This is a genomic window from Lentzea sp. NPDC051208 (genome assembly GCF_040682435.1).
Classification (GTDB): Bacteria; Actinomycetota; Actinomycetes; order Mycobacteriales; family Pseudonocardiaceae; genus Lentzea; species Lentzea kristufekii.
The window spans coordinates 205,180-220,680 of record NZ_JBFBAW010000012.1; the positions used below are offsets into that span (position 1 = coordinate 205,180).

The following is a 15,501-nucleotide window of genomic DNA, read 5'->3' on the forward strand; positions in this document are numbered from 1 at the left end:
ATCACCGCACCAGACGGATGCCTTCGTGCCGCGGCCGCTCGAACAGCCAGGTGCCCCGGTGCTTCAGGTGGAGGTCGAAGAACGCCGCCACGTAGTCGTGCTGGGCCCTGAGCGAATCCCCGGAGTCGATCGTCCCGATGAGACTCTCGCGGCGCTCCGCCGGGATGGCCGCGATCTGCGGCACGGACCACTGCAGGTCGCTGAAGCCGAGGTGCGCGCCGTCGTCGAGGTGCACGTCCCGGTTCCACCCGCGCTGGTTCGGCCAGAAGTCGGCCCACGTCCTGGTCAGGCTCGTGTCGACGTGGCTCAGCTCGCGTTCGCCGAGATCACCGCCGAACAGCAGGAACGGCCGGTCGAGGCCTCCGGTGACGGCCTTTCCCGGCGCGTAGGGGCCGTCGTCACCCGTGTGCTCCATGGCGCCGTCGATGTTGATGCCCGCGTCGAACCTGCGGTCGTTCGCCATCGTCTCGGCCGCCGTGTAGCCGCCGTACGAGTGCCCGGCGATGCCGACGCGGGTGGTGTCCGCGCCCTTGTGCAGGCTCGGCAGCCGGTCGAGCACGAACCGCATGTCGGCGACCCGCGCGTCGACGGCCCTCTTCATCGTGGCCTGGCTCGCGTCCTGCATCAGGCCCCACTCGATGCGCTCGCCGGGGAACTCCACCGCCACCGTCTCGTGCGTGTGCGACACCGTGACCACGACGTAGCCGCGGCCGGCCAGGTCGTCCGCGGCCGCGGCGTAGAACTCGCGCGGCGTTTGAAGACCCGGCGAGAACAGCACGACCGGCCACCTGCCCGGCGTGGCCGGGGCGTTCACGCGCGCCTGTCGCCTCGTGCCGGACCAGTCGACGGTCCCGGCGGGGATGCCGAGGTAGGCCGGGCTGGAGATGACCGGGTCCAGCGCCGTCGCGAGGGACGCGCCGAGCCACGGCGCCTGCTGCCCGGTCCGCCTCGCCGGGTAGCTGACGCTCACCATCAGCTCGCGATTCTTCCCCGGCTGCCACGGGTCCGCACGCGTCGAGTCGGTCAGGCGGGCGTCGAACGTGCCGACCGCGAACGGGCCGGTGAGCTGCGGTGTCGTCAGTGTGGACGCGGCCAGGACGGCCGCCATCAGTAGCTGCATTGTTGATCTACCCCCTTCGCGCGCCAGCCTCGCAGCCGCCCACTGAGAGGGCGCTGAGAGCTTGTGGCCGCCGTGATCCGGTGCCATGTTGGACCGATGGGGCGGACAAAGGTGTTCGGGCTGCTCGTGGTGTGCGGGCTGCTGGCGGGATGTCTGGGGCAGACGCAGAGCGGTGATCAGGCGCGCAACGCCGACGCCAAGGAGATCACCCTGACGATCGTCGCCAACGCGGCGGTGGGCGGGAAGAACGCGCGCGGGGCCGGCTGGATCCAGAACTGGGTGATCCCGAAGTTCACCGAGATGCAGAAGGCCAAGGGCGTCACGGCGACGATCAAGTTCGAGCAGAACGGCACCGGCGACGAGGACTACAAGACCAAGGTCGCGCTCGACCTGAAGACCGGCGGTGGCGGCGACATCATCGAGATCGACGGCATCTGGCTCGGCGAGTTCGCGCAGGCCGGGCAGATCAAACCCCTCGACGAGACCGTCGGCGACACCGGCTGGGACGGCTGGAACCAGATTCCCAAGGCCGTGCAGGGGCTCGGCGAGTTCGACGGCAAGCGGTACGGCGTGCCGATGGGCACGGACGGGCGCGTGCTGTTCTTCAACAAGAAGCTCTTCGCCCAGGCCGGGTTGCCGGCGGAGTGGCAACCGAAGTCGTGGCAGGACGTGCTCGACGCGGGGGCGAAGCTCAAGGCCCTCCAGGGCGTGACGCCGATCCAGCTCAACGCAGGCAGCGCGATGGGCGAGGCCACGACCATGCAGGGTGTGCTGCCCGCGCTCGTGGGCACCGGCAGGCCGATCTACGAGAACGGGAAGTGGCAAGGGGATTCGGCACAGCTCAAGGACGTGCTCGCGCTCTACCAGAAGATCTACGGCGGCGGGCTCGGCGATCCCGTGCTGCAGCAGGAGGCCAACGGCCGCCAGCGCTCGTTCACGCTGTTCAGCGAGAACAAGATAGGCATTCTGCTGGAGAGCGACTACTTCTGGCGATCCGTCGTGGAACCGAAGAACGGCGTGGCCGCGATGGCGGACCGCGACGCCGCCGTCGGCTGGGCGCTGGTCCCGGCCAAGGAGTCCAGGGCGGGGGTCGGCGGGCAGGACTTCGTGAGCATGTCCGGCGGTGGCGTGCGCGTGATCAACCCGAACACCCGGTACCCCAGGCAGGCCTGGGAGTTCATGCAGTTCCTCAACTCCGCCGAGGCCGTGAAGGAGTCGCTCGCGGGCACCGCGCAGCTCACCCAGCGCCAGGACGTGAACGACCAGGTGCTCGGCGGCGACCCGATGCTGTCGTTCATCGCGGAGAAGGTCCTGCCGATCACCCGGTACCGGCCGGGCCTCGCCGACTACCCCAAGGTGTCCGCCGCGCTGCAACAGGCGACCGCGGACGTGGTGTCCGGCAAGAGTCCCGACGACGTCGCGCGGGCCTACAGAGAGGCGTTGGTGAAGGCGGTCGGCGAGCAGAACGTTGGATAGCTCCGGCCTCGGCGTCCGGCGCGCGGTCGGGTTCGTCGCGCCGGCGCTGGTGCTGATCGGGATCTTCCTGGTCTTCCCCGCGCTGTGGACGCTCTACATCGGCATCACGAACTACCAGCTGACCGGGCCCGCGGCGGCGAACCCCCAGGTGGTCGGGCTGGACAACCTGGTCGAGGCCGTCCGCGACCCGCTGTTCACCAACTCGGTGTGGCTGACGGCGTTGTTCGTGCTGTTCTCGGCCGTCATCGGGCAGAACGTGCTCGGTTTCCTGCTGGCGTGGCTGCTGCGCTCGGTCAGCCCGTGGTTGCGGCGCACGACCGAGGGCCTGGTGCTGCTCTCCTGGATCCTGCCCAGCACCGTCGTGGCGTTCCTGTGGTTCGCCGTGCTGAGCCGCGACACGGGCACACTGGGGCTGCTGCTCGGGCAGCCGGAGACGTCGTGGCTGGTGCAGTACCCGATGACCAGCCTGATCATCTTCAACGTCTGGCGCGGCACGGCGTTCTCGATGCTGCTCTACACCTCGGCGCTGGCCGCGGTGCCGCCCTCGCAGCTGGAGACCGCGCGGCTGGCGGGCGCGTCCGGCTGGCAGACCGTGCGGGACGTGGTGTTCCCGCACATCCGCGGGCACGTGCTGACGAACACGCTGCTGATCAGCCTGTGGACGGCCAACGACTTCACGCCGTTCCTGCTGACGTCCGGTGGCCCGAACCACCAGTCCGAGGTGCTGCCGGTGCTGATCTACCGGCAGGCCCTGGAAGGAGGGCAGCTCGGGTACGCGTCCGCGATGTCGATGCTGCTGCTGGTGGGCAACCTGGTGATCGCCTTGGTGTACCTGCGGCTGCTGCGGAGGCGGGCATGAGTCCTCTGTGGATCGTCCGGCGGATCGGCTTCTACGTGCTGATCGCGGTGGTGCTCGCGTTCTTCGCGGTGCCGATGCTGTGGCTGGCCTCGGCGCCGTTCGACGCGAAGCCCGGACTGGGCTTGCGCTGGCCGGACTGGACGTTGCGCAACGTCGTGGCGACCTTCGACCACCCGTACGCGCTGACGTCGCTGGTGAACTCGCTCGTGCTGTGCGTGATCGCGACCGTGGTGACGACGGTGCTCGCGGCGCTGGCGGCCTACGCGTTGTCACGGGTGCGGATTCCCGGCAGGGACCTGCTGCTGTACCTGCTCCTGCTGTTGTCGAGCGTCGTCACGGGCACGGCCGCGATGGTGCCGATCTTCGTGATGATGCTGCAGCTCGGCCTGATCGACTCGCAGTTCGGCACGGCGCTGGTGATCGCGGGCGGCATGCTGCCCGCGGCCATCTTCATCCTCAAGGACTTCGTGGACGCCGTGCCGCGGTCGTACGAGGAGTCGGCGCGGGTGTTCGGCGCCTCGCCCCGCCAGGTGCTCGCCCACGTCGTCCTGCCGGTCGCGCGGCCCGGTGTCGCGACGATCTTCGTGTGGGCGTTCGTCAACGCCTGGGGCAACTTCCTGCTGCCGTTCCTGCTGCTGCGCGACGTCGGCCGGCAGCCGGCGGCCGTGCTGCTGCGCACCCTCTACGACGAGGGCGGCAGCGCCGACCTGACGGTGATCCCGGTGTTCTCGCTGCTGTACTCGATCCCGGTGGTCGTGCTGTACCTGTTCGTGAGCAAGCGGTACGGGTTCCGATTCCACGGAGGCATCAAGAGCTGATGGCGGCCATCACTGTCGAGGGTCTGTCCACCGTGTACCCCAACGGGGTGCGGGCGGTGGACGCGCTGGACCTGAAGATCGCCGACGGCGAGCTGTTCGCCCTGCTCGGCCCGTCCGGCTGCGGCAAGACCACGTTGCTGCGCACGATCGCGGGCCTCGAAGGTGCCACCGATGGAACCGTGGCCATCGGCGACCGCGACGTCACGCGGCTGCAGCCCGGTGAGCGCCGGGTGGCGATGGTGTTCCAGGACTACGCCTTGTTCCCGCACATGACGGTGTCGGAGAACATCGCCTATCCGCTGCGGGTGCGGGGCGTCGCGAAGTCCGTGCAGCGGGAGACGGCCGTGCGCACCGCCGACGGCCTGAGCCTGGGCGCCCTGCTGGACCGGCGGCCCGGCCAGCTCTCGGGCGGCCAGCAGCAACGGGCGGCGCTCGCCCGCGCGGTCGCGGCGTCGGCAGAGGTGCTGCTGCTGGACGAACCCCTGTCCAACCTGGACGCCCGGCTGCGGCTGGAGGCGCGGACGTTCCTCAAGAAGCTGCAGCGCGAGCTGGCGCTGACGACGGTGTTCGTGACGCACGACCAGGCCGAGGCGCTGGCGCTGGCCGACCGGATCGCGGTGATGGACGCGGGCCGGATCCGGCAGCTCGGCACGCCGCGCGAGGTGTTCCAGCGGCCGGCGGACACGTTCGTCGCCAACTTCATCGGCTCGACGCCCATGAACCTCGTGCCACGCGGCTCACAGATCATCGGCGTGCGGCCCGAATACCTTTCACCCGCCGCTGACGGCCTGTTCACCGGCGAGGTGTCCATTGTGGAGAACCTCGGCGTGACATCGCTGGTGACGCTGGACTGCGGCGAGGACCAGATCGGCTACGTCGTGCCCGAGGACGACGAGCCCGAGATCGGCACGACGGTGACCGTGGACGCGCCGCCCGCACGCGTTCTGCGTTACGACAAGGAGACCGGCCTACTCGTGAGGTGACGATGTTCCAGACCGATGGCTACGAGACGCACTCCGGCGTGCTCGCGCCGGCGAAGTTCGAGGCGCTGGCCGCGCACTTCGAGGCCAAGCTGGCGGCACTGCCCGAGGGCCGGCGTCCCGAGCACATGGACGTGCCGCACCTGACCGATCCCGCCCTGTTCGAGTGGCTGCTCGACCCGGACGTGCTGGACCTCGTCGAGTCGCTGATCGGCCCGGACATCGCGCTGTTCTCGTCGCACTTCATCTGCAAGCCCGCCGGCGACGGCAAACCCGTGCCGTGGCACCAGGACGCGCACTTCTGGCGCGACAGCATCTCGCCCGCGGGCGACGCGATCACCGTGTGGCTCGCGATCGACCCGTCGACCGTCGAGAACGGCTGCCTGCGGGTCATCCCGGGCAGCCACCTCGCGGCCGTCGAGCACACCGGCACCGCCGACTCGTTCTTCAACCAGGAGACGGCGGTGGACGAGTCACGCGCCGTCGACGTGGAGCTGGAGCGCGGGGCGTGCAGCGTGCACTCGGCCATGCTGGTGCACGGCAGCCCGCCGAACCGCAGCACCATGCGCCGTTGCGGGTACACCATGCGGTACATGCCGACCACGGTTCGGTTCCTGAAACCCGGCGACCACAAGATCTACCTCGCCCGCGGCCGCGACCACGCCGGCAACACCTACAGCTCGCCCGACAGCTCCTGAACCGCGGCCGGCTCCGGCTCCTCGCACCGCTGCTTCCCCCACGACGCGCCGATCGGGAATCCGCGGTCGACGGGGCGGCCGAAAATCCGGCCGCCCCGTCGACCTGCCACACCGGCTGACCGGGTATCGCCGGCGTCAGATAATTGCTAATAGTGAGGGAGATCGATTCAGTCGTCTCGTACGTCCAGGCTGCGGATGGTGTCTCACCCCATCCGCAGACGTCCTGCTACATCGATCCTTCGTCTTGACCGTGCAGTGGACCGGACATAGCGTACTTGGAAAGCGCTTTCCGAGACCTCAGGGAGCTTCGTGGACACGGTTCGGGCGGACCGCTGGCGCGGCGTCGTGGAGCGGGCGTGGCGTCCGGCCGCGCTGCTCGCCGCCTGCCTCGCCATCTGGCACCTCATCACCGTCACCGGCCTGGTCGAGGCCTACCTCGTGCCGTCACCGGCCAAGACCTTCGGCCTGCTGGCCGACAAGTGGTCGTACCTGTCGGGTCACACCTGGGTGACCACCTACGAGACCGTTCTCGGCTTCGTCATCGCGGGCGTCCTCGGTGTCCTCGTGGCCGTCGCGATGGTCTACTCCAGGACGATCGAGAGCACCGCGTACCCGATCCTGCTGTTCGCCCAGGTCATCCCGAAGATCGCGATCGCGCCGCTGTTCGTCGTGTGGCTCGGCTTCGGCTTCGAGCCCAAGGTGATCGTGGCCGTGCTGATGGCGTTCTTCCCCGTGGTCATCTCCACGGTCACCGGCCTCAAGTCGGTCGACACCGAGATGCTCGAACTCGCCGCGACGATGGGCGGCGGCCCGGTCAAGACGTTCGTGAAGATCCGCTTCCCGGCGGCCCTCCCGCACCTCTTCGCGGGCCTGAAGGTCGCCGTCACGCTCGCCGTGACCGGTGCCGTGGTCGGCGAGTTCGTCGGCTCCAACGAAGGCCTCGGCTACGTGATCCTGCAGGCCAACGGCAACATGGACACCCCGATGCTGTTCGCCGGCCTGATCGTCATCTCGGTCGTGGGCGTCCTGCTCTTCCTCCTGCTCGACCTCGCCGAGAAGCTGATGCTGCCGTGGCACGCCAGCCGTCGCGGCGCCGCCGTCACCACTCTCCTAGCGAAGGGCGGAACATGAAGAAACTGCTCGCAGGCTTACTTCCCGCAATGCTGCTGGTCGCCGCCTGCGGTGGAGGTGGCGGCACGACGTCCGGGCCGGGCGGTGAGACCAAGGAGGTCACGCTCACCCTCAACTGGTACCCGTACGGCGAGCACGCGCCGTTCTACTACGGGGTCAAGCAGGGCATCTACGAAAAGCACGGCATCAAGCTGAAGATCCAGGCGGGCCAGGGCTCCGGCAAGACCGTCACGGCCACCGGTGCCGGCCAGACCGACTTCGGCTGGGCCGACACGTCCGCGCTGGCCACCGCGGTCGAGCAGGGCGTGCCGGCCAAGAGCATCGGCGTCTTCTTGCAGACCACCCCGGCGTCCGTGCAGTTCTTCACCGACAAGAACATCAAGAAGCCGGAGGACCTGAAGGGCAAGTCCGTCGCGACAACGGCGGGGGACGCGCTGACGAAGACTTTCCCGGCCTTCCTGAAGCAGAACGGCATGCAGGAGTCCGACGTCTCCATCCAGAACATCGACCCCGCGGGCAAGATGGCCGCGGTCATCTCGAACCGCACGGACGTGCTGCTCGGTTTCGCGTCCGACCAGGGGCCGACGATCAAGGAGAAGTCCGGCAAGGACGTGAGCTACCTGCGGTTCTCCGAGTTCGGGCTGAACTACTTCAGCAACGGGCTGCTGACGTCGAAGTCGATGCTGCAGAAGGACCCCGAACTGGTGAAGAAGATGGTCGCGGCCACGCAGGAGGCGTGGGCGGAGGCCGAGAAGGCACCGGAGGCCGCCGCCGAGTCGATGAAGGGCGCCGCCGAGCAGCTGCCGTCGCCGACGGTCGTGCTGGAGCAGTTCAAGACGACGCTGACGCTGCTGCACACCGAGGCCACGAAGGACAAGGCGCCGGGCGCCAACACCGTCGAGGACTGGAAGAAGACCATCGACACCTTCCAGAAGACCGGCATCATCAAGGAAGCCGCCGAGCCGTCGGCCTACTGGGAAGAAAGCGTTGCCCCGAAGGGATGAGCATCGCAGGGATGAGCACAACTCTGGGAACCACTTCCGCTGTCGCCATCGACGACGTCTCCGTGCGCTTCCAGTCGAAGCGCACGGAGGTGACGGCGATCCAGCAGGTGTCGCTCGACGTCGCGCCGGGCGAGTTCGTGTCCATCGTCGGGCCGTCCGGCTGTGGCAAGTCGACGTTGCTCAAGCTGGTGTCCGGTCTGCTGAAGCCGTCGTCGGGCTCGGTGACGCTGCTCGGCGAGCAGGTCCGCGGCCCGCGCCACGACATCGGGTTCGTCTTCCAGCGCGCCGCCCTGCTGGAGTGGCGGTCGGCGCGCAGGAACATCCTGCTGCAGGCCGAGATGCGCGGGATGAACTCGGCCGAGGCGCGCAGGCGGGCCGACGAGCTCATCGAGATGACGGGGCTCTCCGGGTTCGAGAACGCCCTGCCGCACGAGCTGTCCGGTGGCATGCAGCAGCGCGTGGCGTTGTGCCGTGCGTTGCTGCACCAGCCGCGCGTGCTGTTGATGGACGAACCGTTCGGCGCGCTGGACGCGTTGACGCGCGAGCAGATGAACGTCGAGCTGCACCGGGTGTGGCGGGAGACCGGCACGACGGTGCTGCTCGTGACGCACTCGATCGCGGAGTCGGTGTACCTCGCGAACCGGGTGATCGTGCTGACGCGACGGCCCGCGGTGGTCCAGGAGGTCATCGAGGTCGACCTGCCCGCCGAGCGGGACTACTCCACGACGATGGCCCGTCCGGAGTTCGCGTCGGCGACCGCGCACATCCGCGACCTGCTGGGAGCCGTGACAGGGCACGACTGAGAGCGTAGAGTCCAGTCAGCCGCCGCGTGGTAGGCGCTTTCCCAAGCCTGTCCACGAGGTGGTGCCCGATGAAGAGATCGCTGTCCGTCGTTGCCGTGCTGGCGGTGGTGGCGGCCACCCTGGTGCCACAGGCGGCCGCCCAGCCCGGCCCGGTGACGGATCCGCTCCCTGCGCCCGCGCCGTCCGGGATCGGCTTGCGGCTGCAGGAGATCGCACAGCTGCCGCAGTCGTCGACCACTCCGGAGGCGGGGGACAGCAGGCTCAAGCAGTACAACCGGATCAACTACATCGGCGAAATTCCGGACGGCTCCGGCAGGTTCTTCGTGCCGGACGTGAACGGCAGGATGTACACGCTGAACCGGGACGGCGGCGGGCGGCGGACGTACCTCGACGTCCGCTCGGCCGTCGGCGCGCACTTCCACAACTACCAGGGTCTCGGCAGCGGGTTCGGCTTCGTCGCGTTCCACCCGCGGTTCGCCAGCAACGGCAAGTTCTACACCGCGCACACCGAGGCCAAGGACGCGCTGAAGAACCGCACGCCCGACCTTCCCTCGCCGAACTCCGCGGTGCACGGTGTGATCACCGAGTGGACGGCGTCGAACCCGAAGGCGGCGACGTTCGCGGGCACCCGGCGAGAGCTGCTGCGCGTCGGGTTCGCGATGTACCTGCACGGCTTCCAGGAGATCGGCTCCGGCCCGGACGGGCTGCTGTACCTGGCCGTCGGCGACGGCGGTATCGGCTACCGGTCGGACGTGCCGCAGGACGTCTCGGTACCGCAGGGCAAGATCCTGCGCATCGATCCGGCGGGAACCAACAGCGGTGCGGGCGACTGGAAGCCCGTCACGCCGTCGCGCTGGCGGTTCCCCGGCGACGAGGTGGCGCTCTCCAGGGCCGGTGCGGCCAGGCCCGGTCCGCGCCGTCCGAACGAGTGCGCGGCCGCAACCGTGCAGGCCGGAGCTTCGCCCGAGGTGTCGCCGGGCATCGCGTCCGCCGTGGTGCACCACTACGACTTCGAGCACCCGGCCGCCGCTCCGCGCGGGATCAAGGTCTGTGGCACCGAGCCCACACGACTGGGTGCGGGGTTGTAACCACCTTATTAGCTGGGTAGATTCCGGGAGCCGCCGCGTTGGAAAGCGCTTTCCGCTGCCGTGCTGCCACGGCCTGGCCCACAGGGTGGTGGGGGATGTACAGACGCTTGTCCTGTCTGGCAGTCACAACATTCGTGCTCTCGGCGTTGTTCGCGCCCATCGCGTCGGCGCAGTCCGACGCGCCGATCGCCGACCCGCTGCCGACACCGGGCGCCTCCGGTACCGGCCTGGAACTGACCGAGGTCGCGCAGCTGCCGAAGTCGCAGCCCGTGCCACCGCCCACCGACACCAGACTGGTGCGCTACAACAGGATCAACTACCTCGGCGAGGTGCCCGACGGCTCCGGCCGGATGTTCGTGCCCGACATGAACGGCAAGCTCTACCTGCTGGACGAGGGCGTGCAGCACGCGTTCCTGGACCTGGGCGCGGCCATCGGCCCCGACTTCCACACCCACCGCGGCCTGGGCAGCGGCTTCGGGTTCGCCGCGTTCCACCCGGACTTCAGGCGCAACGGCAAGTTCTACACCGTGCACACCGAAACCGGTGCCGCGCTGACCACCAAGAAGCCCGACCTGCCCTCACCCGCGAACTCACAGGTGCACGGCGTGGTCACCGAGTGGACCGCCTCGGACCCGCGCGCGGACGTCTTCTCCGGCACGCGCCGCGAACTGCTGCGGGTCGGCTTCGCGTCGTACATCCACGGCTTCCAGGAGATCGGCTTCAACCCGACGGCGCGCTGGTGGGACGAGGACCACGACCTGCTCTACATCGCGTCCGGCGACGGCGGCATCGGCGTCTCGACCACCGTGCCGCAGGACCTGGCGCTGCCGCAGGGCAAGATCCTGCGCATCGACCCCGCCGGTCGCGACGGCGTGAACGGGCAGTACGGCATCCCGCGCGCGAACCCGTTCGTGCGCAAGGCAGGCGCGCTGGGGGAGATCTACGCGTACGGCATGCGCGACCCGTACCGCTTCAGCTGGGACCGCGTCACCCGCCGGATGTACATGGGCCACATCGGCGAGAAGGCGGTCGACGCGGTCTACGAGGTCCGCAAGGGTGCCAACCTGGGCTGGAGCGAACGCGAGGGCATCTGGGAGTACCGGCGCGGCGACCCGTCGTGCGGTGTGTTCCCGCTGCCCGCCGACGACGCGAAGTACGGCTACACCTACCCGGTCACCGCGTTCGACCACAACCGCCTCTCGTCCCAGCGGCCGTGTGCGGACAGCGGCAACGCGTTGATGGGCGGCTTCGTCTACCGCGGTTCGAAGATCCCCTCGTTGCGCGGCAAGTACATCTACGGCGAAGGCGTGAAGGGCTTGCTCTACTACGCCGACGAACGCGAGATGCGGGCGGGCAAGCCGATGGCCGTGTCGCGCGAACTCATGGTCTACGTCAACGGGCAGCTGACCACGATGAAGGCTCTGGTGAACGACCCGAACCGGGTCGACCTGCGCTTCGGCCAGGACGCGGCCGGTGAGCTCTACGTGCTGGCCAAGGCGAACGGCAAGGTCTGGAAGGTGACGGGTGCCCGCACCTTCGCCGCCTGCCGCTCCGGCCACGACTTCGTCGCGGGGACCGGCTCCGCGCGGTCGTGGCAGCCGGTGACCCCGTCGCTCTGGCAGTTCCCCGGCCGCGAGGTCGTGCTGGCCCAGCCCGGCGTCGCCCGGCCGGGTCCGCGCCGCCCGTTCGAGTACGCGGTGCTGCGGAAGGGTCCCGCGTTCGGCTCGGTGCAGGTCGACGCGTCGGTGCGGCTGGACACCCCGGTCGCCGAGTCCAACCGGGACGTGATCATCGTGTTCGGCCACCGCTCCGACACCGAGTTCTACTATGCGCATCTCTCGTCGGACAACAAGATCTACCCGCACAACGGCATCTTCGTGGTGAACAACGCCGACCGCCTGCGCCTCGACCACCAGTGGGATGCCGTGCGTTCCGTCGGCGCGCCTCCAGCCGTCACCGACACGGCCTGGCATCGCGTGCGGGTCAAGCACTGCGCCGACTCGGGCGAGATCGCTGTGTACGTGGACGGTTCGCCGTACCCGTTGATGACCGCAGTGGACAAGACGTTCTCCTCTGGCCGCGTCGGTTTCGGCTCCTTCGACAACATCGGCAGAGTTCGCGACCTGCGAGTGCAGGGCAAGGGGGTTCGATGAGGCGGCTTCTCGCGCTCGGGCTGGTCACGGTGTTCAGCGTCGGCCTGGCCGCACCGGCGCAGGCCACGTTCGGCACGGTGCTGCCCACGTTGTCCCGCAACCTGGTGTCGTACTACGACTTCGAACACCCGGTGCGCGGCAACGAGTCCCTGGAACGGGACAGCGGCCGCTCAGGCACGGCGTTGCAGCTGATCAACGGCGGCGCCGACATGCGCGTGCGCGACGGAGCGTTCCGGCGCAGCCGCAACTCGTTGCAGCTCAAGCAGATCAACCCGGCCCTCGCCGGCAACGACGACTGGAAGGCGGGCCTGTACAGCGAAACCGGTGTGCCCACGCTCAAGGCGTTCAACGGCACGCGCCAGGCGTCGATCATGGGCTGGGTGAAGATGACGGGCCAGAACCCGGCCCCGAACTCGAACTCCGCCGACCCGGACGACCTCTACGGCGCCATCGGCCTGGCCGGCATCCTGACCGGCGACTCCAACGGCCACGCGGTGCGCGCGCTGCTGGAGCTGATCCAGGTCGGCGGCGAACTGAAGCTGGTCGCGCTGGCCCGCAGGATCGACGGAGGCGAGTCCCAGACGTTCGCGGCCGCCGAGCCGTGGCAGCAGCTGTTGCCGCAGAACGAATGGGTGTTCCTCGCGGCGACGTTCGACTTCGACACCGGCACGATGGCCCTGTACCGCAACGGAAAGCCGCTGGCGGGCAACTACGTCGTGGCCGGTGACCCGTGGAAGCTCGAAGGCGAACCGGAGCCCGACCGCGCGTCCGCCACGGACCCGCGCGGGTACAAGATCGGCGGCAGCTACCCGCAGAACACCCGTGAGGGCAACGCCTGCAACTGCCGGATGGACAGCCTGATGTTCCTCGACCGGGCCGCCCACCCGTGGGAGGTGCACCTGCAGTACCGCTGGATGAAGAGCTAGTCGAACACCAGGACGCCCTGGGCGGCTGGCTGCATCGTCCCGACCTCGGCCTCGCTCACCTTGAGCTTGGTCAGGTCGGCGATCGGCCGGCCGTCCGTCCCGATGAACGTCACCTTCACCGGCGTCATGCCCGGCAGCTCGGCGGTCATCTCGTTGATGGCGAACGAGTTCGCGTCGTCGTCCACGTCCAGCTGCACACCGGCGAAAGCGGTCTGCCCAGGCTGCAGCGTGATCGACGGACCCTCGCCGGGCACCAGCTTCTGCTCCACCGGGATCGCGGCGGGCTGGTTCGCCGGGTTGCTGAAGGCGAGCTTCGGCCAGCCCTGGAACGTGATCGGCGCGGTGCCCTGGTTCGTCGCGGCCAGCAGGCCGAGGCCGGGCCTGCCCTGCATGGTCAGCTCGGCCTTCACCGCGTGCCGCTGCTTGTCGTTCGCCGGCGTGGGCGTGGCCGAGCCGGTGGTGGAGGCCGCCTGGGGGGCTGGGTCCGGCGCCCCGCAAGCCGTGGCGCTGATCGCGAGCAGGGCGGCGAGGATCGTGAGACGCATGCGTGGACCCCTAGTCCGGTGGTTCGTGTCGATCTCCATCGGATGACCGGGCCAGGGGCTCTCACAAACCGGCATCGCTCGATCGGGTGTCAGAGGGTGGCGACCCGCACCGCCTTCGCCATCGCCTCGAAGCCCTTGTCACCGGGGTGCAGGTGGTCGCCCTCGTCGTAGTCGGGCCTGATCCGCTGCGGGTCGGCAGGGTCGCGGATCACCTGGTCGAAGTCGACGACGGCGTCGAAGTCGGAGCTCGTCCGGATGAACGCGTTCACGGCCTGGCGCACCGACTCGAGCTCCTCGGTGTAGCTGTTCCAGCCCTTGAACGGGGTGATCGTCGCGCCGATCACCCGCAGGCCGCGGTCGTGCGACCGGGACGCGATCTGCTTCAGCGCGGCGATGATCTTGGCCGGGTCGGTCTGGTGCGGGGTCTGCTGGATGTCGTTGATGCCCTCGAACACGATCACCGTGCGGACGCCGGACTGGGTGAGCACGTCGCGGTTCAGCCTGGCCAGCGCGTTGGGACCGGCCCAGTCGCCGTCGAGCAGCAGGCGGTTGCCGCTGATGCCCGCGTTCAGCACGCCCAGGCGGGTGTTCACGCGGTCGGCGAGCTGGTCGGGCCAGCGCAGGTTCGCGCCCCACGTCGAGTTCGCGCCGTCGGTGATCGAGTCGCCCAGCGCCACGACGCTGCCCCGCAGGCTGGACGACCTGACGTCCACGCCGGAGACGTAGTGCCAGTTCGTGGTGCGTTCGCGGTAGGCGGCGGCGGACTCGTCTGCCGTGTGGTCGCCGTCGCGGGTGAAGTACGAGTTCTGCATCGTGAGCTGGTGGCGCGTCACGGGGCCGCCGGGCTCCGGCGTGTAGACGCTCACCAGCAGGTCGGAGTCGGCGGGGACGGTCAGCGCCACGCCGTCGCTGACCACGTCGGCACCGGGCGGGGCCGTGATCGACCGGGAGCCGCCGAACGTCAGCGTGCGCATCGTGCCGGGCAGCGCGAGGGGCGTGTCCGGACCGGCCGCGCGGGCCACCGTGACCTGGCCGAAGAGGACCGGGGTGCGGCCGTAGGCGTTGGAGAGCCGGACGCGGATCTCCTTGCCCCCGGCGCTGACGTGCACGATGTTGCGCATCGAGAAGTTCGGATAGCCGTTCTCGGTGCCGGGGACCGCGGAGGACGGCGCCGTCGCCCACGTGCCCACCCACCGCGGCGGTGCGGCCTGCGCGGGCGAGGCCGTGGCCACGAGCAACGCCACTGCCAGCAGAAAGCGCGTCATACCTCGACCTTGGCAGCGCTCCTGCTCGTCCGGTATCCGCCGATCTTCGGATCTATGATGCCCGTCGTGTGGAACGGGGCGGAGTACCAGCGCAGGTTCGACTCGCTCGCCGAGTCGGGGATGGACGTGCACGGAGAGGCGACCTTCGTGCGTGCGTTCGAGCCGGCCTCCGTCCTGGACGCCGGGTGCGGCACCGGACGGGTCGCGATCGAGCTGGCCAGGCACGGCATCGAGGTGGTCGGAGCGGACGTCGACGCCTCGATGCTGGCCCACGCGCGCAAGCAGGCGCCGGACATCCCGTGGGTGCGGTCCGACCTGGCCGAACTCGACCTGGGCCGGACGTTCGACGTGGTCGTCATGGCGGGCAACGTGCCGCTGTTCACCCCTCCCGGCACGCAGGCGGCGCTCGTCGCCGGCGTGGCCAGGCACGTCGGGAACGTGCTGATCGCCGGATTCAGCCTGGACCGCGGCTACACCGCCGAGGACTACGACGAGCACTGCGCGCAAGCCGGGCTCACGCTGGTCGAACGGTTCGCGACCTGGGACCGGAAACCCTTCGAGGGCGGCGACTACGCGGTGACCGTGAGCCGCCTCAACATGCCCTGACCCCAGGCCGGGAGTGGGTCGAACCCGGG

At 69.3% G+C, this 15,501-nt stretch carries 15 protein-coding genes; 12 read left to right on the forward strand and 3 right to left on the reverse strand.

Features of this window, described 5'->3' with window-relative positions; translation table 11 throughout:
- Position 1 precedes the first annotated feature (1 nt).
- Positions 2-1,108 (reverse strand): prolyl oligopeptidase family serine peptidase, encoded by a 1,107-nt coding sequence (locus AB0M48_RS28375; RefSeq protein ID WP_363847601.1) that lies wholly within the window; start codon positions 1,106-1,108, stop codon positions 2-4.
- A gap of 108 nt (positions 1,109-1,216) precedes the next feature.
- Between AB0M48_RS28375 and AB0M48_RS28380 the strand changes: the two genes are divergently transcribed.
- The 11 genes from AB0M48_RS28380 to AB0M48_RS28430 all read left to right on the forward strand — a co-directional run bounded on the left by AB0M48_RS28380 (position 1,217) and on the right by AB0M48_RS28430 (position 13,056).
- Entirely contained in the window at positions 1,217-2,596 is a 1,380-nt protein-coding gene (locus AB0M48_RS28380) for an extracellular solute-binding protein (RefSeq protein ID WP_363847604.1), read from the forward strand.
- Complete coding sequence (locus tag AB0M48_RS28385; protein ID WP_363847607.1) at positions 2,589-3,455, forward strand: sugar ABC transporter permease; 867 nt, start codon at positions 2,589-2,591, stop codon at positions 3,453-3,455. Before AB0M48_RS28380 ends, AB0M48_RS28385 begins: the two co-directional genes overlap by 8 nt.
- A complete protein-coding gene (locus tag AB0M48_RS28390; RefSeq protein ID WP_363847610.1) occupies positions 3,452-4,273 on the forward strand; it encodes a carbohydrate ABC transporter permease in 822 nt (273 codons plus the stop codon). The genes AB0M48_RS28385 and AB0M48_RS28390 overlap by 4 nt, the downstream gene beginning before the upstream one ends.
- Positions 4,273-5,256 carry an ABC transporter ATP-binding protein gene (locus AB0M48_RS28395; protein WP_363847613.1) on the forward strand — a complete coding sequence of 328 codons (984 nt, stop codon included), beginning with the start codon at positions 4,273-4,275 and terminating at the stop codon, positions 5,254-5,256. The genes AB0M48_RS28390 and AB0M48_RS28395 overlap by 1 nt, the downstream gene beginning before the upstream one ends.
- Before the next feature lie 2 nt (positions 5,257-5,258).
- Positions 5,259-5,951, forward strand: coding sequence for a phytanoyl-CoA dioxygenase family protein (locus AB0M48_RS28400; protein WP_363847616.1), 693 nt, complete (start codon positions 5,259-5,261; stop codon positions 5,949-5,951).
- A 309-nt stretch (positions 5,952-6,260) separates the two neighbouring features.
- Positions 6,261-7,082, forward strand: coding sequence for an ABC transporter permease (locus AB0M48_RS28405; protein ID WP_363847619.1), 822 nt, complete (start codon positions 6,261-6,263; stop codon positions 7,080-7,082).
- Positions 7,079-8,086 (forward strand): ABC transporter substrate-binding protein, encoded by a 1,008-nt coding sequence (locus tag AB0M48_RS28410; RefSeq protein ID WP_363847622.1) that lies wholly within the window; start codon positions 7,079-7,081, stop codon positions 8,084-8,086. Before AB0M48_RS28405 ends, AB0M48_RS28410 begins: the two co-directional genes overlap by 4 nt.
- 11 nt (positions 8,087-8,097) lie before the next feature.
- Positions 8,098-8,889: an ABC transporter ATP-binding protein gene (locus AB0M48_RS28415; RefSeq protein WP_363847625.1), complete on the forward strand. Its 792-nt coding sequence runs from the start codon at positions 8,098-8,100 to the stop codon at positions 8,887-8,889.
- Between the two features lie 68 nt (positions 8,890-8,957).
- Positions 8,958-9,977 (forward strand): PQQ-dependent sugar dehydrogenase, encoded by a 1,020-nt coding sequence (locus AB0M48_RS28420; protein WP_363847627.1) that lies wholly within the window; start codon positions 8,958-8,960, stop codon positions 9,975-9,977.
- Positions 9,978-10,072: 95 nt separating this feature from the next.
- Positions 10,073-12,130, forward strand: a complete 2,058-nt coding sequence (locus AB0M48_RS28425; protein WP_363847630.1) for a PQQ-dependent sugar dehydrogenase — start codon at positions 10,073-10,075, stop codon at positions 12,128-12,130.
- Positions 12,127-13,056, forward strand: coding sequence for a hypothetical protein (locus AB0M48_RS28430; protein ID WP_363847633.1), 930 nt, complete (start codon positions 12,127-12,129; stop codon positions 13,054-13,056). The genes AB0M48_RS28425 and AB0M48_RS28430 overlap by 4 nt, the downstream gene beginning before the upstream one ends.
- Here the strand turns inward: AB0M48_RS28430 and AB0M48_RS28435 are convergent.
- The gene (locus AB0M48_RS28435) at positions 13,053-13,601 is read right to left on the reverse strand and encodes a DUF4232 domain-containing protein (protein ID WP_363847636.1); all 549 of its coding nucleotides are present in this window, start codon (positions 13,599-13,601) and stop codon (positions 13,053-13,055) included. The genes AB0M48_RS28430 and AB0M48_RS28435 overlap by 4 nt on opposite strands.
- Positions 13,602-13,690: 89 nt before the next feature.
- The gene (locus AB0M48_RS28440) at positions 13,691-14,866 is read right to left on the reverse strand and encodes an SGNH/GDSL hydrolase family protein (protein WP_363847639.1); all 1,176 of its coding nucleotides are present in this window, start codon (positions 14,864-14,866) and stop codon (positions 13,691-13,693) included.
- Between the two features lie 57 nt (positions 14,867-14,923).
- Here AB0M48_RS28440 and AB0M48_RS28445 point away from each other — a divergent pair, with 57 nt between their 5' ends.
- Positions 14,924-15,472: a class I SAM-dependent methyltransferase gene (locus AB0M48_RS28445; protein WP_363847826.1), complete on the forward strand. Its 549-nt coding sequence runs from the start codon at positions 14,924-14,926 to the stop codon at positions 15,470-15,472.
- Positions 15,473-15,501 lie beyond the last annotated feature (29 nt).